Here is a 26,473-nt window from a genome sequence, read left to right as displayed (position 1 = left end):
GGGTGGAGGAGCCCGCCCGCCGCTGGCTTCGAGCGCCGCGCGGGCGGACACCGCATCCGGTGGAGGCCGGCGTCCGCGACAATACGGTTCGGTAACCTTCGTTGCGTTCGGCCGCGGTCACGCCACCTAAGGTCGAGGTCGCATCCCGCCCGAAATCGAGACCGCATTGACAGACGCCTGCATCAACCGGATCGGCACCGCCGTTCCCGGCCATGAGGTTCATCGCTTCGTTCTCGACTTCGCCGCTTCGCAGCTCGCTGGCGACCCGCGGCGCCAGGCGCTTTTCCATCGCATGGCCGAGCGCATGGGCATCGAGCACCGCTACACCTGCCTTGTCCCGGCAGCCGACCCGCTCGGCGACATCCTCGATCAGGCCGGCGACTTCCGGCGCGGCGCCTTTCCGGGCACGGCGCGGCGTATGAACCTGTTTGAGGCCAACGCTGCCGACCTCGCGATGGAGGCGATCGGGCGTCTCGATCTCGGTGCGGGGATCAAGGAGATTACCCACCTCGTGGTCGCCAGTTGCACCGGCTTTTCGGCACCGGGCATCGACCTCGAACTCGTTGCCCGCTGCGGCCTGCCAGGCTCGGTCGAGCGCACGCTCATCGGCTTCATGGGCTGCTACGCCGCGATCAACGCGCTGAAGGCGGCACGGCACATCGTGCGCTCCGAGCCTGCCGCGCGGGTGCTCGTCGTCAATATCGAGCTCTGCACGCTGCATCTGAAAGAGTCCGCGGACCTCGAGAAGCTTCTGTCCTTCTGCCTCTGGGGCGACGGCTGTTCGGCGGCCCTCGTCACCGCCGAGCCGACCGGCATCCGCCTCGACCGCTTCCACGCGCTGCTCGCCGCCGACAGTCGCGACCTGATGACGTGGAACGTGCGCGACGACGGGTTCGACATGATGCTGTCCGGACGCGTGCCCGGCGCCATCCAGGACGTTCTCGGCCGCCACCGCGACGCCGTGCTCGGGCCGCTCGCCTTCGAGGCCATAGACCTCTGGGCCGTGCATCCCGGCGGGCGGTCGGTGCTCGATGCCGTCGAGCGGGGTCTCGGCCTCCAGACCCATGCGCTCGACCGCTCGCGAACAGTGCTGCGCGACAACGGCAACATGTCCTCGGCGACGGTGATGTTCGTGCTGGAGGCGATGCTGCGCGAGGAGGCGGCCGGCCAGACGGGCTGCGCCATGGCCTTCGGTCCCGGCCTCACCGCCGAGACGATGCAGTTCGAGCTGGTCGGATGAGCGAACTGGCGCAGCGCCGGCTGAGCCCGGAGATCCTCGACGATCTCGCCGAGAGCGACCCGCGCGCCGTCGCCTCGCGTGGCGATCTGCGCCGGTTGAACGTCCTGATGGGCAATCCATGGATAATCGCCGGCCTGCTCGCCCGACATGTCGAGGCGCCGCCTCGTCGCATCCTCGAGATCGGCGCCGGCGACGGCGCGTTCATGCTGCGGGTGGCACGCCGGCTTGCCAAGCGCTGGCCGAAGGTGGAGCTGACGCTGCTCGACCGGCAGGACCTGCTGACGCCAGAGCGGCGCGCCGCCTTCGCCGCGATCGGCTGGAGCGTCGAGGTCCTGCAGGCCGACGTCTTCGAAGGACTGGCCGCGGCTGAGCGCTTCGATGCCGTGACCGCCAATCTGTTCCTTCACCATTTCGACGATGCTGCCTTGCGGACGCTGTTCGAACGGATCGCCTCAATCACGCCGGTCTTCGTCGCGACCGAGCCTTGGCGTGCCGGCTTTCCGCTGATGGCAAGCCGCATGCTGCGGGTGATCGGCGCCAACGACGTGACGCGCCACGACGCGCCGGCCAGCGTTCGCGCGGGTTTTCGAGGGCGAGAGCTATCCGGTCTCTGGCCCGCCGATGCGGGCTTCGCGCTGGAGGAGCGGCGGCGCGGCCCGTTTACGCAGGCGTTCGCGGCCAAGGCGGGGACGTCGCCATGAGGTTCGATGCGGTTGTGATCGGCGCGGGACCGGGCGGCTCGACGAGCGCGATCGCGCTGGCACGCGCCGGCTGGCGCGTGGCGCTCATTGAGAAGGCGTCGTTTCCGCGCCGCAAGGTCTGCGGTGAGTTCCTGTCGGCCACCAGCCTTCCCGTCATCGATCGCCTCGGCATCGGCGAGGATTGGCGGGCGGCGGCCGGGCCGGAGGTGCGACGTCTCGCTCTGTTCGCGGGTGAGCGCGTCGTGGACGCGCCGATGCCGGCGGGCGAGGGCTACGGCCGCGCGCTCGGACGCGACATTCTCGATCTCAAGCTGGCGGAGGAGGCCAAACGCTCAGGCGTCGCGTTGTTCCAGCCTGCACGCGCGCTGTCGCTGGCGCCCGACGGTGACGGCCAGATCGTCCACATCGAGGGCTCGGACGGCGAGGCGGAGTTGCAGGCATCGGTGGTGATCGCGGCGCACGGATCGTGGGAGCCCGGCGCGCTGGCGAGCCACCTGCCCAAGCGCCACGAGCGGACCGACCTTCTCGGCTTCAAGGCGCATTTCCACGGTGCCACGCTGGCGCGCGATCTCATGCCGCTGCTGGCCTGCCCCGGCGGCTACGGCGGGATCGTCTGGGCCGATGGCGGGCGGCTGTCGCTCTCCTGCTGCATCCGGCGCGACGTCCTGGCCGAGCTTCGTCAGCGCGATCCCGGCCTCTCGGCCTCGGCGGCGCTGCATCGCCATCTCCTGGCGTCCTCGCTCGGTATCCGGCGGGCGATCGGCGAGGCGGTGCTGGCCGGCCCGTGGCTCGCGGCGGGGCCGATCCGGCCAGGCATCCGCGCCGCCTATGCCGACGACATCTTTCGCGTCGGCAATGTCGCTGGCGAGTCCCATCCGATCATCGCGGAAGGCATCTCGATGGCGATCCAGTCCGGCTGGCTGCTGGCGCAGGCGCTGGGCACGGACACCGCCCCAAGCCGCGCCGCCCGCCAACGAGCGGGCAAGCGCTACGAGGCGGCATGGCGCCGCCAGTTCGCAGGGCGCATCCGCGCCGCCGGTCTCTTCGCCGGCATCGCGCTTCACGCGCCGAGCGCGGCGGTGGCGGGCGCGCTGATCGCCGCCGCGCCCGCCATCCTCACCCTCGGCGCGCGGCTGAGCGGCAAGACAAAACCCATCGCTTTCGTGTGATCCGTCAAGGTGTTGGGTGGAAAGTCTCGTCTTCTTCCAGAGAATGAGGACGAGACTGATCCCGTCGTTCATGCCGCCGGCATCTCGCGCCAGCCCCAGCGATCGGCCAGCGCCAGGCAGGCGTCCACGGGCTCGACGCTGCCGGTGGTGCCGACCGAGCGCAGCGATGCGGCAGCCGTGGCATGGGCGAGGCGCAGGGCGTCCGAGACAGGACGGCCCTCGTGCCAGCCGTGCATGAAGCCCGCCGCGAACGCGTCGCCGGCCCCGTTGGCGCCCTTCACCACCTCCGGCGGCACCGCCACCGAGGGAACGCGCGTCACCGTGCCGTCGCGCTCGAAGGCGAGACCGCCGGTCGGGAAGTGGATCGCCAGCACCTTCATCGCGCCGCGCTCCATCACCAGCGCCCCGGCTTCGAGGCAGGCGGCGAGATCGGTCGCGCCGTCGTCGGTGGTGGTGCGGCCGGTGAGCGCGCCCACCTCGTAGTCGTTGATCACCAGCGTATCGAGATGGCCGAGGCAGGGCTCGACGAAGCCGCGAAGGCGCTCCGGCGCGATCTGCAGCATCTCGAAATTGGTCTCCAGCCCAGCCGCCCGCGCCGCCTTCAGCACCGCCACCCAGCCGTTCGCCTCGCCCTTCCATGGCCCATCCATGATGTCGTGGATGCCGGGCAGGCCGAGATGGAAGATGCGCGCGGTCGAGCGCGAGAAGTCGAAATGGTCGGGCGACAGATGGGCGCTGGCACCCGGCAGATAGAGATGGGTGCGCCGCCCGGTGGCGCTGGCGGTGTAGGCGTCGGTGTAGTTGGTGCGCTCGTTCGGCAGGATCACCATCCCCGACCGGTCGATGCCGGCGGCATCGGCCTGCGCTAGCAGCACCGCGCCGTCGGCATCGTCGCCGATACAGCCGATCGTCGCCACCGGCATGCCGGGATCCAGCCGGCGGATGTCGATCGCGAAGTTGCAGGCCGAACCGCCGCCCTCGACGGTTTCGCCGAGGATCTTGGTCACCGTGTCCTCGCGAGGCCAGCGGTCGACGATCTTGTTGTGGTCGGCGCACCAGGTTCCGCCCGTCAGGAACCCTCTGCGGGAAGTCTCGGCCAAGGGATCAGGCTCCCGTCTTCAGCGAGGGATCGGTGATCTCGAGATCCTCGGCGAGCGGCTTCTTCGGCCGCAGGCCCGACTTGGCGAGGCCGTCGTGATAGGCCTTCGTCGCCTCTTCCGACGAGACGTCGTCCTCGATCACCGAGCGCATCGCGCGCACGATGGCCTTGGAGTCCTCGGCGAAGAAGATCTTGCGGCCGAAGAGCGCAACGCGCGCGCCGTATTTTTCGGCCTGCTTCACCATTTCCAGCGTGTCGCGCGTGGTGGACGAGGCGCCGCCGAGAATGCCGACAATGAGATTGCCGGGGTCGAAGGCGGCGAGTTCTTCGGTCGCGCGCGGGCCGTTGTAGACGACCTTGAGGAACTGCGGCCGGTCGTGGACGGAGACGCCAGCAAGGCACCGCGCGATGGCGTCGTTGTTGTAGGTCGCGAAGTCGGAGCCGGGCGCGGCGACGTCGAACTGCGGATTGAAGACTTCGAGGAAGTGGCGAACGCCGGCTGCCGAGGCCTCGTCGCGGAACTGCGAATAGGCGTCGAGCGAGCGGCGGTCCTGGTCGAGATCGTTGAAGAAGGTGAGGGCGTAGAGGCCGAGGTCGGAGACCGGCTTCACGCGGTCCAGCCGCGCCGTGCGGAAGGGCACCGTGGGCAGGTGCTTGTAGTTGGCGCCGCGCCAGTGCCAGATGTCCGAGCCGTCGTTGAGGCGCACCGCGCTCGTGACGTCCGACCCGGCATAGAGGCCGTGGCGTGCGAGATGCTCGGCCGAGGAGAGCGAGGTTAGCATGATGTCGACGAGGTCGGAGCGGATCATCTCCTCCATCGCGTCGCGATAGACCTTCAGCGGCTTCATGCGGCCGGTCGGGCGACCGTCGGCGTCCAGTTCCGGGCCGGAAACGCCGGTGCCGAGCGCCATGTCGCCGTCCTTGGCGTCGGCGATGATGAAGTCCTTCGGCGTATACTGGCCGTTGCGGATGCGGGCGAGCTTGGCGTCCATGCGCTTGGCGGTGATCATCGGGTGTCGTCCTTCGAATGCGATCGATGGGGGAGAGGCGGCGGCGCTTCGCCGGTCGGCCGGAAGGGAAGCCGTCAGGCTGCGGCGCCGGGTGGAACGGCCGCGCCGGTCATGAAGCCGACGACGTCCGACATGGTGAAGTCCTGCGGCGCGACGACGCCGAGCCGCTTGCCGAGGCGGTGGATGTGGATGCGATCGGCGATCTCGAACACATGCGGCATGTTGTGGGAGATGAGGATCACCGAGAGGCCGCGACGCTTCACGTCGAGGATGAGGTCGAGCACCTTGCGGCTTTCCTTCACCCCGAGCGCCGCGGTGGGCTCGTCCATGATCACGACCCGGCCGCCGAACGCGCAGGCCCGTGCCACGGCGACGCCCTGCCGCTGTCCGCCCGACAGCGTCTCGACCTTCTGGTGGATGTCCTGCACCGTGGTGAGGCCCAGCGCCGAGAGCTGCTTGCGCGCCTCGTTGGCCATGGCCCGCCGGTCGAGCGAGCGCAGGATGCGGCCGGACCAGCCGCTCTTGCGGATCTCGCGGCCGAGAAACAGGTTGTCGGCGATCGACAGGGCCGGCGACAGCGCGAGGTTCTGGAAGACGCTCTCGACGCCGGCATGGCGGGCCTCCATCGGCGAGCGGAACGAGACGGTCTCGCCGCCGAGCCGGATCTCGCCGGCATCGGGCTTTACCGCGCCGGCCAGCGCCTTGATCATCGTCGACTTGCCGGCGCCGTTGTCGCCGATCACCGCGAGGATCTCGCCTTGTCGCAGCACGAACTCGACCCCGTCCATCGCCACGACGCGGCCATAGCGCTTGCGAAGTCCGGTGGCCTCCAAGGCCGGTGGGGTGGTGCCGGCGCGCACTTGCGGAGCGGCCATCGTCATCATGCCGAGACCTTCCGGATCCACTGGTCGAGGCCGACCGCGACGATGATGAGAACGCCGACGGTGAACTCCTGCCAGAGCGCGTCGATGCCCGAGAGCGCCAGACCGTTGCGGAAGACGCCGACGATGAGCGCCCCGACGAGCGTGCCCACGATCGAGCCGCGCCCGCCGAAGAGCGAGGTGCCGCCGATGACCGTCGCGGTGATCGAATCGAGATTGGCGGTGCCGCCCGAGGTCGGCGAGATCGCGCCGACACGGCCGATGAGGACCCATGCGCCGATGGTGCAGATGACCCCGGCCAGCGTGTAGATCGAGAGGAGCACGCGCCGCGTGTCGATGCCCGAGAGGCGCGCCGCCTCCGGGTCGTCGCCGGTGGCATAGACATGGCGCCCGAAGGCGGTGCGGTTGAGGATGTACCAGACGGCGGCGGCCAGCGCGACGGCGATGATCGTGCCGAAGGTGAGGCGGGCGCCGGCATACTGGAGCGCGGTGCCGGTGAACTGGAGGAAGGGTGCCTCGGCCGCGACTTCCTGCGCCCGGATCGTCTGCGACCCCGAATACCAGAGGAATGTCGCGCCGAAGACGCTCCAGGTGCCGAGCGTCACGATGAAGGGCGGCAGGCGCAGATAGGTGATGAGGACGCCGTTGACCGCGCCGCAGGCGCAGCCGACGAGGAGGCCGATGGCGAAGGCGAGTTCGGCGGGAACGCCCAGGACGACGGCCAGACGCCCCATCACGATCGTCGCCAGGATCATGATCGCGCCGACCGAAAGGTCGATGCCGGCGGTGAGGATCACCAGCGTCTGCGCGATGCCGATGATCGCGATGATCGTGACCTGCTGCATGATCAGCGACAGGTTGAAGGGTTGGAAGAACCGGTCGCCGACGATGCCGCTGAACACGGCGAGGCCGATGCCCAGCACCACGAAGGGAACGATCGTCGGATAGCGGTGCAGCACGTGCTGCAACCGGCGAAGCGGGGTCTTCTTCTCGTCGGCGAACTGCGCGACGGCGTCGGCCGCACTGAGGCGGTTGTCGGTCGGGGACACTTCCGCAACCTCCTGGCTGATCTTGATGGGGACGAAGGGGGCGAAGACGGGACCGGACGGGCGTCGCCTGGGCGCCGGCCCGTCCTGTCAGGCCTCGAAGCGGCCACTCCGGGAGGTCACGACCGCTTCGAGGACTTGAGCGCCGTCCCAAGCGGCGGGACGCCGAGGGGACGGACGCTCGATCTCACCGATGCCGCAACGGCATCAGCCCCAGCACTTCTTCAGCGCTTCCTCGGAGGTGATGGACTCGACCCCCGCCACCGGCTTGTCGGTGACGAGCGTCACGCCGGTGTTGAAGAAGTCGAGGCCGGGCGAGGTCTTGGGCTTCTCGCCGGTCTTCTTGAAGGCGACGATGGCCTCGACGCCCATCGAGGCCATGAGCAGCGGATACTGCATCGAGGTGGCGCCGATGACGCCGGCCTTGACGTTCTGAACGCCCGGGCAGCCGCCGTCGACGGAGGTGATGATGACCGAACTTTCCTTGCCGGCCGCCTTCAACGCCTCGTAGGCGCCGGCCGCGGCGGGCTCGTTGATCGTGTAGAAGACGCTGAGATCGGAGTCCTTCTGCAGAAGGTTCTCGGCGCTCGTCCGCCCGCCTTCCTCGGCGCCCTGGCTCCACTGGTGGCCGACGATGCGCGCGTCGTCCTCGTCGAGATAGCGGGTGGGGTCCTTCGGATCGATGCCGAAGCCCTTCATGAAGCCCTGGTCGCGGGCGACGTCGACGGTGGGCTGCGTCTCGATGGCGTCGATGAAGCCGACTTTCGTCGTGGCCGCGTCCTTGACGGTCTTGGCCGCCCACTGGCCGATCAGCTCGCCGGCCTTGAAGTTGTCGGTGGCGAAGGTGGCGTCGGCGGCGTTGCCGGGGTCGAGCGGCGTGTCGAGCGCGATCACGAGGATGCCGGCCTGGCGCGCCTGCTCGACCACCGGCGTGATCGCCTTCGGGTCGCTGGCGGTGAGAAGGATGCCGCTGGCGCCGGCCGAGATCAGATTCTCGATGGCGGTGACCTGGCTGTCGTTGTCGCCGTCGAACTTACCGGCGAAGCTCTGGAACTTGACGCCGAGTTCCTTGGCCTTCTCGCTGGCGCCTTCGCGCATCTTGGCGAAGAAGGGGTTGGCTTCGGTCTTCACGACGAGGCCGACGAGTATGTCGCCGGACTGCGCGTGCGCCGGAAGCGAACCGGCTGCCAGCCCAAGAAGGGCGGCGCCGGACAGAAGCGCAGCAAGACGCGGCTTCGACGTGAATCGGATCATCATGTATCCTCCCTGAGGGATTACCGGGCTCGCCGTCTCTTGAAGGACGGTCGCACCTCAGCATCCTGTTCTGCCGCTTGGCGTCCGGGGGCAGCGCACCGGATCTGTGGACCCGGGTTCGGCGCGAGGCCGATGGTCCGGGTGTTTCCTCATGGGGTGCGTGTTCCGCGCCTCCTTCGGCCCGTCGCCTCCGCGTTTTCGCGGTGGCGACGGGCTTCGTTGAGAGGAGTAAATTGCGATTCATGGGGGAACGCAAGCGTGTTTTGATCAGAATTTTACAAAAGGAGTTTGCTCAGCCGCCTTCCGATTGACCGGGCAACCCGAACGCGGGATCGTCGTTGCCGTGTCGATGTTGCTCACCGTTCCAAGCTTCGACCCGGCCTCGCTCGAGGCGACGGGGTCTGTCCTCGTGCTGCTGGCGGCCTCGCGCGGGCTGTCGCGTGCCGAATTGACCGAGGCGACGGGCCTGTCGCGCGTCACGCTCGGCCAGCGCCTGACCGCGCTCGGCACGGCGCAGCTGGTGCGCGAGCGCGACGACACCGTACCGAGCGGGGGGCGCCCGACCCGGCTGCTCGACGTCGCCGACGATGCCGCCGTGATCCTTGCGGCCGACATGGGCGAGCGTCACATCCGGTTGGCCGTCACCGACCTGTCGCCGGCGATCCGGCATCAGGAGACAGTGGACTTTCAACCGGGCGAGGGCGCGCTCGCCGCGCTCGAACGGATCGCAGCGGGTTTCGAGCGGCTGTTGGCGCGCGGCGGCGGGTTCGTCGCCGGGGTCGGCCTCAGCCTGCCGGCGCCGGTTGACCACCGCGCCGGCCGCGTCGTCGGGCCGTCGATCCTCCATGGCTGGGACGATTTTGCGATCGGGGACTGGCTGCGCGACCGGTTCGATGCCCCGGCGGTCGCCGAGAACGACGTGAACCTGATGACGCTCTTCGAGCATCGCGGCGGCGAAAGGCGCGACGACGCCTTCCTCTTCGTCAAGATCGGCACGGGCATCGGCTCGGGCATCGTCACCGACGGCCGGCTCTATCGGGGTGCGCAGGGGGCGGCCGGCGACATCGGCCATATCCAGTTTTTCGGCGACGACGCGCCGCCACTCTGCCGCTGCGGCAAGCTCGGCTGCCTCGAAGCGCGGGCCGCCGGTTGGGCGCTGGCGCGCGACCTGCGCGCGCTCGGCTTCGAGGCCGAGGATGCGCGCGACGTGATCGCGCTCGTCAATCGCGAGGTGCCCGAGGCGATCGCGCTCGTGCGCGGGGCGGGGCAGGCGGTCGGCGCGGCCTTGAGCGATGCCGTCAGCATCCTCAATCCCGGCCACGTCGCCATCGGCGGCACCCTGGCGCAGGCCGGCGACCATCTGATGGACGGGATCCGCGAGACGATCCGCGAACGCTGCCTGCCGCTGGCCACGCGCGATCTCGTGCTGACGCACGCGCCGACCTCCGACGAGGCCTGCCTCATCGGAGCGGCGATGTGCGTTCGCGAGCGCATCTTCGCGGCGGAGGGCGTCGATCGCTTCCTCGGCCGCTACGGCGCCTGGATGGCGGCGCGAGCCTGAGGCTCAGAGGCCTGAAAGCGCCACGTATTTCAGTTCGAGATAGCCCTCGATGCCGTGGTGCGAGCCCTCGCGGCCGAGACCCGACTGCTTGACGCCGCCGAAGGGCGCCATCTCGTTGGCGAGTGCGCCGGTGTTGACGCCGACCATGCCCGACTGCAGCGCCTCGGCGACGGTGAAGATGCGCTTCATGTCGCGGGCGTAGAAATAGGAGGCGAGGCCGAACTCGGAATCGTTGGCCATGGCGATGACGTCCGCCTCGTCCTTGAACGAGATGATCGGCGCCAGCGGCGCGAAGGTCTCTTCCTTCGTCAGGATCATGTCCTGCGTGACGCCGGTGATCACCGTCGGCTCGTAGAGCGTCGGCCCGAGCGGCGAACGGTGGCCGCCCGTCAGCACCTTGGCGCCCTTCTCGACGGCATCGTTGAGGTGGCGCTCCATCTTGGCGATGGCTCGCTCGTCCACCAGCGGGCCGAGCGTCACGCCGGCCTCGGTGCCGCGTCCGAGCTTCAGCGTCGCCACCCGGTCGAGCAGCTTCTGCGTGAAGGCTTCGAGGACGCCCTCCTGCACGTAGATCCGGTTGGCGCAGACGCAGGTCTGGCCGGCATTGCGGAACTTCGAGAGGAGCGCCCCGTCGGCCGCCGCGTCGAGATCGGCATCGTCGAAGACGATGAAGGGCGCATTGCCGCCGAGCTCCAGCGAGAGGCGCTTGATCGTGTCGGCGCCCTCGCGCATCAGCCAGCGGCCGACATTGGTCGAGCCGGTGAAGGTGATCTTGGCCACCGTCGGGTTCTTGCAGACCTCCATGCCGAAGGCCTTGGCGTCGGTGGTGGTGACGACCGAGAAGGCGCCCTTCGGCACGCCCGCGCGCTCGGCGAGAACCGCCAGCGCCAGCGCCGAGAGGGGCGTCAGCTCCGAGGGCTTCAGCACCACCGTGCAGCCGGCGGCCAGCGCCGGGCCGACCTTGCGGGTGATCATTCCGTTCGGGAAGTTCCACGGCGTGATGGCGGCGCAGACGCCGACCGGCTGCTTCAGCACGAGAATGCGCTGGGCCGGATTGGCGCCGGGGATGATCTCGCCGTCGATGCGCTTGGCCTCTTCGGCGAACCATTCGAGATAGGCGGCGTTCGAGACGACCTCGCCCTTGGCTTCCGCCAGCGGCTTGCCCTGTTCGGCCGTGAGGATGGCCGCGAGATCGTCGGCATTGTCGAGCACGAGCTGATGCCAGCGCTTGAGGACGCCGGCGCGCTCCTTCGCCGTGGTCTTCGCCCATTCCTTCTGAACGGCGGCCGCGGCATCGATGGCGCGCTTGGTCTCCTCGACGCCGAGGTCGGGCAGGCGCGCGATCACCGAGCCGTCGAACGGGTCGGTCACGTCGAAGCCCTTCGCCCCCGCCGGGATCCACTCGCCCGCGAGATAGGCCGTGTCGACGAGGAGCGAGGGATCCTTGAGCTGGATCGTCTCGGCGCGCGTGATCTTTTCGGCTGCGGACATGGTGGCATTCCTCTCGGTTCGGATGCGCCGCGGCGGTCTCGAGGGTGCGGCGCTGATCGTTTGATCGTCAGGATGGGGGCGAACAGCCGCAGCCGCAACCCGCCAACGCCCGCGATCTTCCGCCGATCCTACCGGGCGAGGATGGTGACGGCGATTGACATGGTAATCGCCATCTGCTCGCCCGGCTGGAGAATGCGCAACCCGTGATCTGCCACCGCGTCCATCCGGTTGACGGCATCGTTCATGTTGGTCACCGGTTCCACCGCGAAAAAGCCTCGGCCGGTCGGGATGTAGACGACGAGATGCCGGACGTCCGGTCCCGCCTCCATGCGAACGGACAGACCCTCGTTCGGGAACCGCATCTCGGCCGCGCCCGTCCAGCCGTTGAAACAGTTGTCGAGATTGGGCTCGCCGAGGAGGCGAGGGGCTGAGTAGTCCCAGGCGGGCGGGATGGCGACGCGCTCTTCGGGAAGCGAGTCCGGCCCGTTGCGCCAGACATCATCAGCCGAAAAGGCCAGCGTCGCCCCTTCGTGCGCCTTGAAATAGGGGTGCCAGCCGAGGCCCGCCGGCATCGGCCGGGTGTCGCGGTTCTCGATTGCCATCGAGATCTTCATCGCCTCCGGGGTCAGCGAAAAGCGCTGCACGGCGCGAAAGGCGAAGGGCCAGCCGTCCCAGCCGGCGGGGCCGAAGCCGAACGGGACGTGGTCGAGCGTCAGCGTCGCGTTCGTTTCGCTCGCCGCTTCCACCTGCCAGATGCGCTGCCAGCCATTGCCGTGGATCGAGTGGGGGTGATCGCCGAAGTTCAGGGTCAGCTGATGGGTCTGCCCGTCCACCGCGAAGCGGCCATGGGCGATGCGGTTGGAATAGGGCGTGAGAGGGTAGCAAGAGCTTTGGCGCACCAGCCCGCGCGCGATCGCCTCGGCCGGCATCGGCCGAAGAATGTCGGTTGCGCCGTGCCGGAAGCCGGCCACGACGCCGCCGACCTTCGGCGCGAGATCGAGAGCGAGGTCTCCGGCGCGAAGGGATACGAGGTCGGTCATGAGGGCTCCGGCATAAGTGTGCTGCGCTGCTGCAAGCTATCGCGTGGCGGCCACAAGTCCACCGCCGCAGGGCATGCCGTGCGCTCAACGCTCCCCGTAAAAGTCGCGCTGCGCCTTTTCCAACTCCTCGGCATAGCGCTTGCGCACATAGGTTTCCGACAGGAAGCCGAGCACCTGCCCGTCGCGATCCACGATCGCCAGTTCGTCGGTTCCGGCATCGTCGAAGGTGGCCATGACGACGCCGATGTCGTTCTCGGGCGCCAGCACCCGCGTCTTCGTGCCCGCCAGCGCCTCGACGCTCGTGTCGAGTTCGACGTTCTCGGCATAGGCGGCGGCGGTGACGACGATGCCGAGATAGCGCCCGTCCTCGCCGGTCAGCACCACGCGGCTGGTGGAGCCCAGCGGAAAGCGCCGGCGGAACTCGGCGATCGTGGTGCCGGCGGGCGCCGAGCGGGCGTCGCGCCGCATCATCCGGCCGGCGGTCAGCGTCTTCACCCAGCCAACGTCGCGGGCACTCTTGATCGTCTCCCCGCGCAGGTGCAGCCGCCAAGTGGAGAAGGAATAGCCGAAGCTCTCGCGCACGATGGTGGAGGCGACGAGCGAGGCGGCGAGCACCGCGCCGGTGAGGGTGAAGTCCTGCGTCGTCTCCAGCACGAGCATGGCCATCGTCATTGGACCGCCGATCACGGCGACGGCGAGCGCCGCCATGCCGACCACCGCGGCGTCGCCGCCGTCGACGATCGGGGTGCCGGCGACGAGCGCCAGGATGCCCGCGAAGAGATGGCCGAGCAGCGTGCCGAGAAACAGCGAGGCGAAGAACAGGCCGCCGCGAAAGCCGAAGCCGAGCGAGACGATCGAGGCGAGGCACTTGGCGAGGAAGACGGTGGCGAGGAGCGAGAGGCCGGCTCCCGCGCCGATGTCGAGATGCAGCGCGCCGTGGCCGGCCGAGAGGGCCTGCGGCGAGACGATCGCGATCGGGATCAGCAGCGCGCCGCCGATGGCCGGGCGCATCCAGCGCGGCAGCCAGGCCGGCCGCGTCTTTGCTTCCACCAGCGCGACCGCGCGCATCAGCGCGATGCCAACGAGGGCCGCGAGCGCGCCGAGCAGCGCATAGACGAGATAGTCGGCGGTGCCGAGCGCCGAGCCCATATGGACGGCGAGGACATAGGGTTCGGCGCCGAGCGCCTTGGCGACGAGCGAGCCCGACAGGGCGGCAGCGGCCACGGGCGCGATCGCGGCCGGCGTATAGGCGCCGATGACGATCTCGAACGCATAGAAGGCGCCGACCAGCGGCGCCCCGAACGCGGCGGCGATGCCCGCGCCCGCGCCGGCCCCGACGAGCGTGCGGAAGTCGGCGCGGCGGAGCGCGAATGCCCGTCCGCCGATCGAGGCCGCCGCGCCCCCCATCTGCGCATAGGCGGCTTCGAGCCCGACCGAGGCGCCGAAGCCGTTCGACAGCACCGTCTGGCCGGAAATCACGAGGCTGTCGCGCACCGACATGCGCCCGCCATGCAGCGCGTTGGCCTCGACGGCATCGACGAGCGCCCGGCGACGGGCGCGCACGATGAGGCCGAAGGCCGCGAGGATCGCGCCGCCGAGCGGCAGGACCGCCAGTTGCAGCGGCGTCAGCGAGGGCATGGCGCTGAGGCGCGCGTCGGCCGGCAGCGAGAAGAGCACCGCCTGGAACAGATGGGCGAGCGTGCCGATCGCCACCGTCAGCGCGCCGGCAGCCGCGCCCACCACCGAGGCCAGGAGCACGAACCACGTCTCGCTGCGACGGAAGAAGCGACGCAGCGTTTCCTTCGGGCCGGGCAGGGCGGGCGATTCGTCGATGGCGATGCTCATGCGGACTGTCCTGCCGGTCGTTCGGAACGTCGTATCGATTGAATTCGGCCGTGGCGAGCTTCCGGCGGGCTTTGCAGCATTTCGTCGTGGATCGGGCTTCGCAATCGCGGTAGTGCGTGCCACCGAGACCACCCGTTCCCTTCCAGCGACCCGTTCCATTTCAGCGAAAGGTATCCGATGACCCAGCCCAAGCGCATCGCCGTCACCGGCGCGGCCGGCCAGATCTGCTACTCCCTGCTGTTCCGCCTCGCCAACGGCGACGTCTACGGCAAGGACACGCCCGTCATCCTGCAGCTTCTCGACCTGCCGCAGGCCCAGAAGGCCGTGCAGGGCGTCGTCATGGAACTGGAAGACTGCGCCTTCCCGCTGCTGCAGGACGTCGTGATCACAGACGATCCCGCCACCGCCTTCCGCGACATCGACGCCGGCTTCTTCGTCGGCTCGCGTCCGCGCTCGGCCGGCATGGAACGCCGCGACCTCCTCAACGCCAATGCCGAGATTTTTCGCACGCAAGGGCGGGCTCTTAACGAGGCGGCCAAGCGCGAAGCCAAGGTGATCGTGGTCGGCAACCCCGCCAACACCAACGCGATGATCCTCGCTGCCAACGCCAAGGACTTCCCGACCGAGAACGTCACGGCGATGCTGCGCCTCGACCACAACCGCGCGCTGACCCAGTTCGCCAAGAAGGCCGGCGTCGGCGTCGATGCGATCGAGAAGTTCGTGGTCTGGGGCAACCACTCGCCGACGATGTTCGCCGACTGGTCCAACGCGACCGCCGACGGCAAGAAGCTTGCCGAGGTGATCGGCGACGAGACCTGGTACAAGGAGACGCTGATCCCGACCGTCGCCAAGCGCGGCACGGCGATCATCGAAGCGCGCGGCGCTTCGTCGGCAGCCTCCGCGGCCAATGCTGCGATCGACCACATGCGCGACTGGATCTCGGGTTCGGACGGCGACTGGGTGTCGATGGGCATCTCGTCGGACGGCTCCTACGGCATCCCCGAGGGCCTGATGTGCGGCGTTCCCGTGGTCTGCAAGGACGGCCAGTACGAGCGCGTCACCGGCCTGACGGTCGACGGCTTCGCCCGCGAGATGCTCGACAAGACCGTGGCGGAACTCGCCGAAGAGCGTGAGGCGGTGAAGGCGCTTCTCTAGTCGCCTTTCCCAACCCGATCGTCATCGAAGGCCGTCCCGTTCGCGCGGGGCGGCATTTCGTGTGAACGGGGCTGTGAACGATGCGCCTGTCGGTCATCACCCGTTAAGCATCCGCGTGGGAAAATTCCGGTTCGAACGAACCGTCCCGGACACGCCATGCCTCGCTCCCGCGCCATCCCCATGCTTCTGGCGCTGTCGGCCCTCCTGATGGCCGGCGGCTGCGCGCGGGTGAAGGTGATGAGTTCGGAGGAGTGCCTGGCGCGGGCCATGTATTTCGAGTCCAACCGCTCCAGCCCCGAGGGGATGATGGCGGTCGGGACGGTGGTGATGAACCGGCTGGAATCGGGCAAGTACCCTCAATCCGTCTGCGGCGTCGTCGGCCAAAAGAACCAGTTCGCTCCCGGCGTCCTGTCGAAGCCGATGGGCAAGGGGAAGGATCTGGCGGTCTCGACGGCGCGCCAGGTGATCCGTGGCCAGCGCCATCCGCGCGTGCAGCGGGCGATGTTCTTCCACACCGCCGGCTATTCCTACCCCTACAGCAACATGCAGTACCTCACGATCCAGGGTGGCAACGCCTTCTACGAGAAGCGCAAGAACGCCAACGTCACGCAGACGATGGTCGCCGAGCGCGAGAAGGCCGAGCGCGAGGGCCGCCTGCCGTTCAACCCGCCCGAGCGGGCGGTGGCGGTTGCCGCCGCGCCGGCACGGGCCGCGCCTGTCGTCGTCGCGAGCGGCACGGAGCCGCGCGTTTCGCGACGTGTCGCCGCCGTGCGGCCGGTCGCGGTGGCGCCGGCCCGTGTGGCTTCGATCGTTCCGAACGGCGCGGCGATGCAAGAGATGAGCATCGAGGACCTGATCCAGCAGAGCGGCGGATAGCGCGTCGCCCGGCTGGTTTCGGCATGGCGTCAGGCGTCGGGGAAGTCGGTGCCGATGCTGAGGTCCTTCAATCCCTCGATCTCGGCCAGCCGTTCCTTCAGCTTGGCCGTGACGCCCTCGTAGGCGATCTTGCCGAGCACGAGATGGCGCGGCGGATCGGTGCGCTGCGTGACCTCGATCATCGCCTCGCCGGCGCGCACGGGATCGCCCGCCTGCTTGCCGCTGATGTCGGCCGTGCCCTTGAGGCGCTTGCCGGCGGTGTCGGCATAGTCCTCGATGCGGTTCGGCGTCTGGCGCAGCGAACGGCCGGCCCAGTCGGTGCGGAACGGGCCGGGCGCGACGCAGGTGACGTGGATACCGAGCGGCTTGCCCTCGGCGGCGAGCGCATCGGAGAAGCCCTCCACCGCATGCTTGGTGGCCGCGTAGTAGCCCGAGCCGGGAAAGCCGATGAAGCCGGCCTGCGAGGTGAGGTTCAGGACGTGGCCGCTGCGCTGGGCGCGCATCAGCGGCAGCACGGCGCGGGTCATCGCGAAGAGGCCGAAGACGTTGGCGTCGAACTGGTCGCGGATCTCGCGGTCGTCGCCTTCCTCGATCGAGGCCTGATAGCCGTAGCCGGCATTGTTGACGAGCACGTCGATGCGGCCGAACCGCTCTTCCGTGGCCTTCACGGCGGCGTCGATCGCCATCGGGTCGGTCACGTCGAGGCTGAGCGCCAGCGCGCGATCTCCGGCGCCCGAGACGAGGTCGGCGAGGCGGCTTTTGTCGCGCGCGGTGACAGCGGCGCGCCAGCCGCGGGCGAGCACCAGCTTGGCGAGTTCGAGGCCGAAGCCGGTGGAGCAGCCCGTGATGAACCAGACGGGGGTCGTGTCCGATGCCATGATCCGTTTATCCCTTTCGTGACGCGGCGCCGGCCGGCCCCGCGGCCGCTTCGCCGCGATCCGCCTGGCGTCCACGCATCCCTAAATGGGACATACGATCGGGGAGGACAGCCCCGCGGAAGGCTCGCGCGCGATGGATCTGGACGAAAGCCGTTCGTCTGGCCTATCGATGGGCCGCGCGCCGCAGGGCGCCGGTCCCGGTCCCTCGCAGAGATCCCGCCCTTGCCCCTTCGCCTTATCCAACGTGCTGTCGCCGGGCGCGGCCTGCGGCGTCTCGCGTCGCTCGCGCTCGTCCTGTCGCTCACTGCCTGCCAGTCGGTCGATCTCTCGCGCAACGATATCATGCCGCTGTCGAAGGCGCCGGCGCTCGCCTATGGCGAGGAGGTGCCGATCCGCACGCCCGCGGCGATCGTCATCGACACCGACACGGGCCGGGTGCTCTACGACGAGGACGCCGACGGCCTGCGCCATCCCGCCTCGCTCACCAAGCTGATGACGATCTACCTGCTGCTGGAAGCGCTGGAGACGGGCAAGGTGAAGCTCGACGACGCCTTCGTCGTCTCTCCGGCGGCCGCCGCCAAGCCGCCCTCGAAACTGGGCTTGAGGCCGGGCGAGACGATCCGCGTGCGCGATGCCATGCTGGCGATGGCGGTGAAGTCGGCCAACGACGTGGCGTCGATCACCGCCGAGAACCTTGCGGGCTCCGAAGAAGCCTTCGCACGGCAGATGACCGGCAAGGCTCGCCAGCTCGGCATGACCCGCACCAATTTCGACAATCCGTCGGGCCTGCCTGATCCCCTGCAGATCACGACCGCGCGCGACATGGGCATCCTTGCCCTGCAGATCCGCCGCCGCTTTCCGCAATACGTGTCGCTCTTCGCGACGCCGGCCTTCGACTATGCGGGGCGGCACTACGTCTCGACGAACAAGCTGCTCGGCAAGGTGGCGGGCATCGACGGCATGAAGACCGGTTTCATCGGCGACAGCGGCTTCAACCTCGTCGCCAGCGCCCGGCGTGGGGCTAAGGGCGTCATCGTGGTGGTGATCGGCGGGGCGACGGGACGTGCGCGGGATGCACGCGTCGAGCAGCTGGTTGACACCTATCTCGGCCCCGCCGCCTGAGGCTTCTAGGTCTCAGGCGATCGTCGTCTCGACCGAACCGACGCCTTCGATCCGCCCGGACAGACGATCACCGGGCGTGACCGCGCCGACCCCGCCGGGCGTTCCCGTCATCACGAGATCGCCGGGCTCAAGCCGCACGAGCGCGGAGAGGTGGGCGATGATCTCGGGCACGCTCCAGATCATCATCGAGAGGTCCGAGGACTGGCGCACCGCCTCGCCGACGCGCAGTTCGATCAGCCCGGAGGCCGGGTGACCGATGCGCGAGGCCGGGGCGATCTCGCCGATCGGGACCGAGGCGTCGAAGCCCTTCGCCATGTCCCACGGCCGCCCGGTCTTCTTGGCGGCGTCCTGCAGGTCGCGCCGGGTCATGTCGAGGCCGACGGCGTAGCCGAAGATGTGGTCGAGCGCGTTGCCGGCCGAGATGGCGCTGCCGGCCGTGCCGATGGCCAGCACGAGTTCGAGTTCGAAATGCAGGTTCGCGGTCTGCGACGGGTAGGGCATCGCCGCGCCCGAAATCAGGACCGCGTCGGCGGGCTTGGTGAAGAAGAAGGGCGGTTCGCGCTCGGGATCGCTTCCCATCTCGCGCGCGTGGTCGGCATAGTTGCGCCCGACGCAGAAGATGCGGCGCACGGGAAAGCGGCCGCCGCCGCCCACCGGCACGAAGGGGGTCGGGAACGGCGAAACGACGAAGTCACTCATGCGGCCGGCTGTCCTTGCGATGGAATCGGAAGCGCGACTCAAGCGGCGCGCCCCGCTTCCATCCTGTCCCGGCGAACGCGCCACGTCGAGCACACGGCCGGGCGGGACCGGATCAAAGCGCCTTCATCATCCCGCCGTCGACGAAATAGGTCGAGCCGACCGAGTAGCTGGCCTTGTCGGAGCAGAGGAAGACGAAGAAGTGCGCAAGCTCCTCCGGCGTGCCGAAGCGCTTGATCGGGGCGTGCTCGTCGGCGACCGACTGGAGATAGCCCTCCCAGTCGCCACCGGTCTCGGCCGTCAGCTGCTTGGCGGTCTTGATCCAGTCGGGCGTCAGGATCAGGCCGGGATTGACGCAGTTGACGCGGATCCCGTCGCCGACGAGTTCGGTGGCGAGGCATTTGGAGAACATCATCAGCGCCGACTTGGTGACGTTGTAGATCGGCTCGTACCAGAGCGGTTGCGCCGCGCAGATCGAGGCGTTGTGGAGGATCACCCCGCCGCCGCGCCGCTTCATGCCGGGAACGACGCCGCGCGCCAGCCGCACGGCCGCCATCACGTGGAGATCCCAGTAAGATTGCCACTTGTCGTCGGACGCTTCCATCACCGTCTCGTTCGAGCCGGTGCCGGCATTGTTGACGAGGATGTCCGCTCCGCCGAACTTCGCCTCGACCGCGGCAATCAGTGCATCAACACCTGACGCCGTGCCGACATCGGCGGCGATCCCGATCGCCTCGACGCCGAAGGTTCGCGCGATCCGCGCTGCTTCCGCCTCGACCCGTTCGGCGCCGCGCGCCGCTATCGCGATGTGGGCGCCCTCGGCCGCCAGGCCCTCGGCCACCGCCAGCCCGATGCCGACCGAGCCGCCGGTGACGATGGCGACCTTCCCGCGCAAGCCCAGATCCATGGCATGTCCTCCCGTTGGGACCTCAGTCCGAATAGCGTTCCTCGGCCCAGGGGTCGCCGCGATTGTGGTAGCCGCGAACCTCCCAGAAGCCCGGTTGATCCCCGGTGCGGAACTCGATTCCCTTGAGCCATTTCGCACTCTTCCAGAAGTAGAGATGCGGCACCATCAGGCGGACGGGTCCACCATGCTCCTTTTCGAGTGGCCGGCCCTCCCAGGCGTGGACGAGCATCGCATCTTCGGCGGCGAAATCCTCAAGGGCGAGGTTCGTGGTGTAGCCGTCGTAGGAGGAGAGCACCACGAAGGCGGCGTCGCGCTTCGGCTGCACCTTGGCGATGAGATCGCGCGTGAAGACCCCGGCCCAGCGGTTGTCGTAGCGCGACCACGTGGTGACGCAGTGGATGTCGGTCGTCTCCTCCCCCTGCGGCTGGGCCTGGAACTTGGCGAAGTCCCAGATCTGCGGCTCTTCCACCGCACCGTTGATCGTCAGCCGCCAGCGCTCGGTCGAGACGTCCGGCAGCAGGCCGAGGTCGAGCACCGGCCAGTTCTTGACGAGATGCTGGCCCGGCGGCAGCCGCTCGGTGTCCGGCCGCGCGTGCCGGCCTGTCAGGAAACGACCCTCGCGCGCCCAATCCTGCTTCGTTCGCGTCAGCTTCGTCTCGGGCGCGGTGCTGTCGGTCTCTTCGGTCATGTCCATGGGCTCCTCGGTTGCGGAGAGACGTGGGAACGGAAAAGAGGACGCGCAACCATCGAACCCCGTCATATGGGGCCGGTCACGGGCCCATATGCACCATGGCGGCCGCGGCGACTTGAAATTGCCATCGCGTAGGCGATCTTGGTCGCATGAGACGCGGCAAGTCCTCCCCGACGGCATGGCGAGCGCTGGCGACCCCCTTGCGGGCCGTCTGGCTGGCGGTCGGCCTCGTCGTGGCGTTGCTCGGGCCTGCGCCGACGATGGCGATGCCGGTCATGACCATGGCGGCGACCGATTGCGCAGGTGCTGCGCATGCGGACGGGGATCACCACGATAAACGCGACGCGGCCGACCATGCCGGCGGCTGCTGCGTGTTCCATTGCGCGCCGGCCACCGCGTCGCCATCGATCGCCGCAACCGTCCGGGCCCGCGCCATCTTCAGAATTCCACCGGCCCTCGAAGCAGCCTCCGAAGGCGTCGTCCTGCCGATCCTGGTGCCGCCTCCACGCGCCTGACGCCGGACTGCCGATCGGTCATTCCCGCTATCAGACCCGCCCACCGGCCCGACGCATGGTTGGGACGCCGCGACGATGGCGCCTCACGCTTCCAAGGATTTGTCACGATGAACGACCACGACATGCAGGCCTGCATCGACGCCTGTCTCAAATGCTACCGAACCTGCCTTTCGACGGCGATGCATCATTGTCTCGAAGCCGGCGGTCGGCACACGGAGCCTCAGCATGTCCGGCTGATGATCGCCTGCGCCGAGATGTGCCGGGCCTCCGCCCACCTGATGCTGACGGGCTCGGATGCGCATCGCCATTCCTGCGCCGCCTGCGCGAAGATCTGCGCAGACTGCGCCGATGACTGCGAGCGTGTCGGCGACATGGCGGAGTGCGTCGCGGTCTGCCGCGCCTGCGCCGAATCCTGCCGCACGATGGCGGGCTGACCCATGACACGGACCCGCACACCCGCCCGCATCGCCGCCGTCGCCCTCGGCTTCACGCTGATCGTCGCTCCCGTCATGGCGCAGGACCACACCGCCGGACACGGCATGGCCCACGAGACGCCGGTCGAGCCGGGCTCGGCGTCGGCCCGCTACATGGACGCCATGAAGACGATGGACACTGCCATGCAGGGCATGACGATGACCGGCAAGGCCGGCGTCGACTACGCCGAGATGATGATCCCGCATCACCAGAGCGCCATCGACATGGCCGAGGCCTACCTTGCCAGCGGCGAGACCGACCCGGTTCTCACCCAGCTCTCCGAAGACGTCGTCGCCTCGCAGAAGCGCGAGATCGCGACGTTGCAGGAGTGGCTGGCAAAGAACGCCGAGAAGTAGCGGCGCGATGCAGGACGGGGCCGGCCGGCATGGCCGGCCTCAATCGTTCGCATGGCCTCTCGCCGCGGCCGTCCACGCGCTTACCTATGGCGCCTCAACCCTTTCTCGATCGAGACCGATGACCCGCGCCTTGCCCAAGACCTTCGACCGCTGGAAGCCGCTGCTCGAACGGGTGGAGGCGCGGGGGCTCGTCATTCTCGCGCTCGTCTCCGGCGCGCTCTTCGCTTTCCTGTCGATCGCCGGCGAGGTCCGCGAGGGCGATACCCACGGGTTCGACGAGCAGATCCTGCTGTGGTTCCGCACGCCCGGCGACACCGCGAACCCGATCGGGCCGCTCTGGCTGGAACTCGCCTTCCGCGACATCACCGCCCTCGGCGGCATGACGGTGCTGGCGCTGATCACGCTCGCGGTGGTCGGCTACCTGCTGATCGCTCGCAAGCGCGCCTCGGCATTGCTCGTCATCGGATCGGTGCTCGGCGGCGTCATCCTGTCGAGCCTTCTCAAGCTCGGCTTCGACCGGCCGCGTCCCGACGTCGTCTCGCATCTCGTCGACGTTCACACGCTGAGTTTCCCGAGCGGCCATGCGATGCTGTCGGCCGCGACCTACCTGACGCTCGGCGCGCTCCTGTCGCGAACCGAAAAGAGCCTTGTCATGCGATCCTACGTCGTCGGCGTCGCGATCGTCCTGACGCTGCTCATCGGCACCAGTCGCATCTTCCTCGGCGTCCACTATCCCACCGACGTCCTCGGCGGCTGGAGCGCCGGCGCAGCCTGGGCGCTGTTCTGCTGGTGGCTCGCGCGCTGGCTGCAGCACCGCGGGCAGGTCGAGCCGAGCGGCTAGGGCCTGTCCGGACGAAGCGGGCATGCTTCGTCGGCGGACAGTGCGGACACGATAAAGACTTGGCGCACGTCCGGCGGACCGATGTGTGCAGGACGTGCCTCAGCGCCGGCTCAGCCGGCCAAAGCTGCGCGTGCGCGTGTACCGAACAGTCGCTCTTCGCTGGCCGTTTCGAGCCGAATGCCGAAAGTGCGGATGGCGTCGGCATCGACATTGGCGAAGGCGACGCGCAGATGCGCCTCGCCGTCCGGACCGAAGAAGGTGCCCGGCAGCGTCAGCAGCCCGAGCCGCACCGCCAGCGCTTCCGCCACGGCCTCGGATCCGCGTCCCTCGAACGGATGGCGCAGATAGGCGAAATAGGCGCCGATCTGCTCGATGCGCCAGCCCGGTACCGCGCCGACCGCGGCCCGGAAGACCTCGATGCGCTCCAGGATCTCGGCGGCCTTCGCCGCCCGCCACGCCGCGGTGCCCTCGATCATCGGCGCTATCGCCGTCTGGCTCGGGCGCGGCGCGCAGATCTGCATGCAGTCGACGACCTTCTCGATCTCGGGCATCAGCGCCGGACCGGCGATGAGCGCACCAAGCCGGTGCCCCGGCACCGCATAGGCCTTCGAAAAACTGTAGAGGCTGACGAGGCTGTCGCGCCATCCCGGGTCGTCGAAGAGCGCATGCGGAGCCGCCGACGGGTCGGGGCGGAAGTCGCGATAGGTCTCGTCGAGCACGAGCGTGATGCCGCGCCGCCGGCAGACCGCGAAGAGCTCGGCGATGCGCTCGGGCGGATAGATCGCCCCCGTCGGGTTGTTCGGCGAGACCAGCACCAGCGCGCGCACCCGGTCGTCGATCGCCGCTTCGAGATCGGCCACTGTCGGCACGAAGCCGTTTGCAGCATGGGTCGGCAGCGGGCGCGGCTCGATCCCCAGCATCTCCAGCGTCATCTGGTGGTTGAAGTACCAGGGCGTCGGCAGGATGACGGCATCGCCGTCCCCCGCCAGCGCGATCATCGCGGCGAAGAAAGCCTGGTTGCAGCCGGCGGTGATGCCGACCTCGGCCGGTGCGATGGCCGCGCCGTAGCGCTCCGAGACGTGGTCGGCATAGGCCGAGCGCAGCGTCGCGTCGCCGAGCACGGCGCCATAGCGTGCCGCGGCCGGTGTGGTTCCGGCGTCGCGGAACTCGCGCACGAGATCGTCCGGCGGCGCGTAGCCGGGCACGGCCTGGCTGAGGTTGACCACCGGTCCGGCATCGCCGCGATAGTGCTCGAGCCATGACGCCGCGCGCCCGATCGGCGGCGCGGACACCGCGGCGAGGCGTCGGTTGGCGCGGGGGCGGGCGGGAGCGGATGAGGACAAGTCGCGAGCTTTCTGTCTGGAATGCGGGTCGGCGATGAGATGACAGGGAAGGGTGGACGGGATCAAGGCGCACGGCCCCGAACATGCGAACGGCGCGGGCCCTTTCGGACCCGCGCCGTTCGATCGATCGCCGGAGCGGACCGGCTTAGAAGTCGAAGTCGTTGATGTCGGCCTTCGTGAAGACCTTCGGCGCGCCGAGCAGGATCTGACTCTGGTTGACGATCTGCAGGTCGCCGAGGCGGCCGGCCTTGAACGAGGTGTCGCCGGGCTTCAGCGTGCCATCGGCGACGGCGCGCATCGCGAGGCCCGCCGCGTAGCCGAGATCGACGGTCGACCAGAGGATGGTCGACTTGATGCAGTCGCCGTTGACGTAGGGCTTCATGGCGTTCGGCAGCGCCAGGCCGACCACGGCGACCTTGCCGCAGAGCTTGTTCTGCTGCACGGCCTCGGAGGCGGCCGGCGTCGCCACCGAGGTCATGCCGAGAATGCCCTTGAGGTCGTCGCCGTGCTTGTTGATGAGCGTCTGCGCCTGGTTGAAGGAGAGGATGTTGTCCTCCTGCGCTTCGACCGTCTCCAGGAACTTGATACCGGGATGGCACTTCTCGGCATAGGCTGCCATTTCGCTGATCCAGCGCGACTGGTTCGGCGTGGTGAAGGTCGAGGTCACGATGGCGAAGGAGCCGTCGGCGCCGATTTCGGATGCCAGCTGGTCGATCATCGACTTGGCGACGCCGTTCGGCTCGGCCTGGTTGACGAACCACTGGCGCGCATCGGGCTCGGCGTCCGCGTCGTAGCCGACGACGTTGATGCCAGCTTCCAGCGCACGCTTCAGCACCGGCGCGATCGCGACCGGGTCATTGGCGGCATAGAGGATGCCGTCGACGCCGGAGGTGATGTAGTTGTCGATGAAGGTGATCTGCTCGTCGATGTTGGCCTTCGTCGGACCGTCGGTGGTGACGGTCATCGAGCCCGTCTCCTTCGCCGCTTCCTGAATGCCCTGCGCGGTCGAGTTGAAGTAGCCGACGCCGACGAGCTTCGGGATGTCGACCACGGTCAGCGGCTTGCCCTTGCGGTCGGGCGCGCCGGTTGGCGTGCCGCCGTTGTACTCGCCGGGCGGAACGGCCGTGACGGTAGCGTCGCAGGCGAGCGGGCTGGTCGGCAGGTCGTCGCCGCCGGTCCAGGCGCTCTGTGCCATGGCGGGTGCGGTGAGAAGGCTGGACCCCAGGAGCAGGGCGAAAAGGGTGCGCATGTCGTTTCCTCCGTTTGGACGTTGGTCGATCCGTCGGTCCGCCCCTCCCGGGCGGCCCCGCGGCAGTTTCCCCCTCAGTCGCTGGTGAAGCGGCTGAGGAAATTCGAGATGAGGACGGCGGCGATGAGCACGACGCCGATGATGACGATCGTGCCGTCGCCCTTGACGCCGGACAGCGCGAGGCCGTTCTTCAGGACCTGCACGAGGCAGAGGCCGAGCAGCGTGCCCACGACCAGGCCGCGCCCGCCGAAGATCGAGGTGCCGCCGAGCACGACGGCGGTGATCACGTCGAGCTCAATTCCCGAGCCCATGTCGGAGCGCGTCGTCGAGACACGGCTGACGAAGACCACGGCGGCCAGACCCGAGACGAAGCCCGAGGCCGAGTAGATCAGGAGCTTGGTGCGGGTGACGTCGATGCCGGAAAATTCCGCGCCGGCCTCGTTGTTTCCGATCGCGTAGGTGGCGCGGCCGAAGGCGGTGAAGCGCAGGATGAAGAACCCGATGAGCGCGACGATGGCGAGCAGCCAGAGCTGGGTCGGTATGCCGCCGAAGCTGCCTTGGCCGAGCGTGAAGAACCATTTGGGATAGCCGCGGATCGACTGGGCCTGGCTGATCCCCTCGGCGAGGCCGCGATAGAGGGCGAGCGTCGCCAGCGTCGCGATGAGCGGCGGCACCCGGAAGCGGGTGATGATCAGCCCGTTCACGAAGCCGGCGATCGTGCCGACCACGATGGACAGGCCCATCGCCACCGGCAGCGGCAGGCCGAGCGTCTTCCAGAAGACGCCGACGAGGATGGCGCAGAGCCCGAGAATGGAGCCGACCGAGAGGTCGATGCCGCCGGTGATGATGACGAAGGTCATCACCACCGCGATGAGACCGACCTCGGTGAGCAGCCGTCCCTGGTTGAGGAGGTTGGCGGCGGTGAAGAAGCGCTCGTTGTCGATCGCAAGGATGGCCAGCGCGAGGGCGAGGATGAGCGCTAGGATCGCCTCGTGGCGCAGGAGGGAGCGAAGGGTCATGGCGTCAGCTCCTT

At 68.7% G+C, this 26,473-nt stretch carries 25 protein-coding genes and 1 pseudogene; 11 read left to right on the top strand and 15 right to left on the bottom strand.

Annotated elements, in window-relative coordinates:
- Window positions 1–166: 166 nt before the first annotated feature.
- From AUL33_RS02675 to AUL33_RS02665, 3 genes are read left to right on the top strand one after another with little or no spacing between them, the layout of a single operon-like run.
- On the top strand, window positions 167–1,240 hold the full coding sequence (locus tag AUL33_RS02675; protein ID WP_062203364.1) for a type III polyketide synthase: 1,074 nt from the start codon (window positions 167–169) through the stop codon (window positions 1,238–1,240).
- Window positions 1,237–1,941, top strand: coding sequence for a methyltransferase domain-containing protein (locus tag AUL33_RS02670; protein WP_062203362.1), 705 nt, complete (start codon window positions 1,237–1,239; stop codon window positions 1,939–1,941). Before AUL33_RS02675 ends, AUL33_RS02670 begins: the two co-directional genes overlap by 4 nt.
- A complete protein-coding gene (locus AUL33_RS02665; RefSeq protein WP_062203360.1) occupies window positions 1,938–3,110 on the top strand; it encodes an NAD(P)/FAD-dependent oxidoreductase in 1,173 nt (390 codons plus the stop codon). The genes AUL33_RS02670 and AUL33_RS02665 overlap by 4 nt, the downstream gene beginning before the upstream one ends.
- Before the next feature lie 68 nt (window positions 3,111–3,178).
- Here the strand turns inward: AUL33_RS02665 and AUL33_RS02660 are convergent, their stop codons facing one another.
- The 5 genes from AUL33_RS02660 to AUL33_RS02640 form a co-directional block, all read right to left on the bottom strand.
- Window positions 3,179–4,210, bottom strand: coding sequence for a carbohydrate kinase family protein (locus AUL33_RS02660; protein WP_062203358.1), 1,032 nt, complete (start codon window positions 4,208–4,210; stop codon window positions 3,179–3,181).
- 4 nt (window positions 4,211–4,214) lie between these two features.
- The gene (locus tag AUL33_RS02655; RefSeq protein ID WP_062203356.1) at window positions 4,215–5,219 is read right to left on the bottom strand and encodes a hypothetical protein; all 1,005 of its coding nucleotides are present in this window, start codon (window positions 5,217–5,219) and stop codon (window positions 4,215–4,217) included.
- Between the two features lie 74 nt (window positions 5,220–5,293).
- Window positions 5,294–6,103: an ATP-binding cassette domain-containing protein gene (locus AUL33_RS02650; protein WP_374754397.1), complete on the bottom strand. Its 810-nt coding sequence runs from the start codon at window positions 6,101–6,103 to the stop codon at window positions 5,294–5,296.
- Window positions 6,100–7,149: an ABC transporter permease gene (locus AUL33_RS02645; RefSeq protein ID WP_062203354.1), complete on the bottom strand. Its 1,050-nt coding sequence runs from the start codon at window positions 7,147–7,149 to the stop codon at window positions 6,100–6,102. Before AUL33_RS02645 ends, AUL33_RS02650 begins: the two co-directional genes overlap by 4 nt.
- Window positions 7,150–7,353: 204 nt before the next feature.
- The gene (locus AUL33_RS02640; RefSeq protein ID WP_062203393.1) at window positions 7,354–8,400 is read right to left on the bottom strand and encodes a sugar ABC transporter substrate-binding protein; all 1,047 of its coding nucleotides are present in this window, start codon (window positions 8,398–8,400) and stop codon (window positions 7,354–7,356) included.
- A 349-nt stretch (window positions 8,401–8,749) separates the two neighbouring features.
- Between AUL33_RS02640 and AUL33_RS02635 the strand changes: the two genes are divergently transcribed.
- Window positions 8,750–9,961, top strand: a complete 1,212-nt coding sequence (locus AUL33_RS02635) for an ROK family transcriptional regulator (protein WP_062203352.1) — start codon at window positions 8,750–8,752, stop codon at window positions 9,959–9,961.
- A gap of 3 nt (window positions 9,962–9,964) precedes the next feature.
- On the opposite strand, the gene AUL33_RS02630 is transcribed toward AUL33_RS02635, so the two are convergent.
- From AUL33_RS02630 to AUL33_RS02620, 3 genes are all read right to left on the bottom strand, one after another.
- Window positions 9,965–11,452 (bottom strand): NAD-dependent succinate-semialdehyde dehydrogenase, encoded by a 1,488-nt coding sequence (locus AUL33_RS02630; RefSeq protein WP_062203350.1) that lies wholly within the window; start codon window positions 11,450–11,452, stop codon window positions 9,965–9,967.
- A gap of 128 nt (window positions 11,453–11,580) precedes the next feature.
- Window positions 11,581–12,492 (bottom strand): aldose 1-epimerase, encoded by a 912-nt coding sequence (locus AUL33_RS02625; RefSeq protein ID WP_062203348.1) that lies wholly within the window; start codon window positions 12,490–12,492, stop codon window positions 11,581–11,583.
- A gap of 84 nt (window positions 12,493–12,576) precedes the next feature.
- Window positions 12,577–14,337 carry a chloride channel protein gene (locus tag AUL33_RS02620; RefSeq protein ID WP_062203346.1) on the bottom strand — a complete coding sequence of 587 codons (1,761 nt, stop codon included), beginning with the start codon at window positions 14,335–14,337 and terminating at the stop codon, window positions 12,577–12,579.
- 177 nt (window positions 14,338–14,514) lie between these two features.
- On the opposite strand from AUL33_RS02620, the gene AUL33_RS02615 reads away from it, so the two are divergent.
- A complete protein-coding gene (locus AUL33_RS02615; protein WP_062203344.1) occupies window positions 14,515–15,492 on the top strand; it encodes a malate dehydrogenase in 978 nt (325 codons plus the stop codon).
- 249 nt (window positions 15,493–15,741) lie between these two features.
- A pseudogene (locus AUL33_RS23015) lies at window positions 15,742–16,119 on the top strand (cell wall hydrolase); the annotation flags it as partial.
- A gap of 278 nt (window positions 16,120–16,397) precedes the next feature.
- Here the strand turns inward: AUL33_RS23015 and AUL33_RS02605 are convergent.
- Complete coding sequence (locus tag AUL33_RS02605; RefSeq protein ID WP_062203343.1) at window positions 16,398–17,246, bottom strand: oxidoreductase; 849 nt, start codon at window positions 17,244–17,246, stop codon at window positions 16,398–16,400.
- 222 nt (window positions 17,247–17,468) lie between these two features.
- Between AUL33_RS02605 and AUL33_RS02600 the strand changes: the two genes are divergently transcribed.
- Window positions 17,469–18,368 carry a D-alanyl-D-alanine carboxypeptidase family protein gene (locus AUL33_RS02600; protein ID WP_244491901.1) on the top strand — a complete coding sequence of 300 codons (900 nt, stop codon included), beginning with the start codon at window positions 17,469–17,471 and terminating at the stop codon, window positions 18,366–18,368.
- Between the two features lie 12 nt (window positions 18,369–18,380).
- On the opposite strand, the gene AUL33_RS02595 is transcribed toward AUL33_RS02600, so the two are convergent.
- From AUL33_RS02595 to AUL33_RS02585, 3 genes are all read right to left on the bottom strand, one after another.
- Window positions 18,381–19,067 (bottom strand): fumarylacetoacetate hydrolase family protein, encoded by a 687-nt coding sequence (locus AUL33_RS02595; protein WP_062203341.1) that lies wholly within the window; start codon window positions 19,065–19,067, stop codon window positions 18,381–18,383.
- 112 nt (window positions 19,068–19,179) lie between these two features.
- Complete coding sequence (locus AUL33_RS02590) at window positions 19,180–19,971, bottom strand: SDR family NAD(P)-dependent oxidoreductase (RefSeq protein ID WP_062203339.1); 792 nt, start codon at window positions 19,969–19,971, stop codon at window positions 19,180–19,182.
- Window positions 19,972–19,993: 22 nt separating this feature from the next.
- Entirely contained in the window at window positions 19,994–20,659 is a 666-nt protein-coding gene (locus tag AUL33_RS02585) for a sulfite oxidase-like oxidoreductase (RefSeq protein ID WP_062203391.1), read from the bottom strand.
- Between the two features lie 152 nt (window positions 20,660–20,811).
- On the opposite strand from AUL33_RS02585, the gene AUL33_RS02580 reads away from it, so the two are divergent.
- From AUL33_RS02580 to AUL33_RS02565, 4 genes are all read left to right on the top strand, one after another.
- Window positions 20,812–21,177, top strand: coding sequence for a hypothetical protein (locus AUL33_RS02580; RefSeq protein WP_156419239.1), 366 nt, complete (start codon window positions 20,812–20,814; stop codon window positions 21,175–21,177).
- Window positions 21,178–21,284: 107 nt separating this feature from the next.
- Window positions 21,285–21,611 carry a four-helix bundle copper-binding protein gene (locus AUL33_RS02575; protein ID WP_062203335.1) on the top strand — a complete coding sequence of 109 codons (327 nt, stop codon included), beginning with the start codon at window positions 21,285–21,287 and terminating at the stop codon, window positions 21,609–21,611.
- Window positions 21,612–21,614: 3 nt separating this feature from the next.
- Complete coding sequence (locus AUL33_RS02570; protein WP_062203333.1) at window positions 21,615–22,007, top strand: DUF305 domain-containing protein; 393 nt, start codon at window positions 21,615–21,617, stop codon at window positions 22,005–22,007.
- Between the two features lie 118 nt (window positions 22,008–22,125).
- Entirely contained in the window at window positions 22,126–22,848 is a 723-nt protein-coding gene (locus tag AUL33_RS02565) for a phosphatase PAP2 family protein (protein WP_062203331.1), read from the top strand.
- A 110-nt stretch (window positions 22,849–22,958) separates the two neighbouring features.
- On the opposite strand, the gene AUL33_RS02560 is transcribed toward AUL33_RS02565, so the two are convergent.
- The 3 genes from AUL33_RS02560 to AUL33_RS02550 form a co-directional block, all read right to left on the bottom strand.
- A complete protein-coding gene (locus AUL33_RS02560) occupies window positions 22,959–24,191 on the bottom strand; it encodes an aminotransferase (protein ID WP_082652257.1) in 1,233 nt (410 codons plus the stop codon).
- Between the two features lie 145 nt (window positions 24,192–24,336).
- Window positions 24,337–25,440 (bottom strand): substrate-binding domain-containing protein, encoded by a 1,104-nt coding sequence (locus AUL33_RS02555; RefSeq protein WP_062203329.1) that lies wholly within the window; start codon window positions 25,438–25,440, stop codon window positions 24,337–24,339.
- Between the two features lie 74 nt (window positions 25,441–25,514).
- Window positions 25,515–26,459, bottom strand: coding sequence for an ABC transporter permease (locus tag AUL33_RS02550; protein ID WP_062203328.1), 945 nt, complete (start codon window positions 26,457–26,459; stop codon window positions 25,515–25,517).
- Window positions 26,460–26,473: the final 14 nt, after the last annotated feature.

Source organism: Aureimonas sp. AU12 (assembly GCF_001463705.1).
Lineage (GTDB): Bacteria > Pseudomonadota > Alphaproteobacteria > Rhizobiales > Rhizobiaceae > Aureimonas.
The sequence above is the reverse complement of the archived record's forward strand: the minus strand, read 5'-3'. Positions and strand labels throughout refer to the sequence as shown.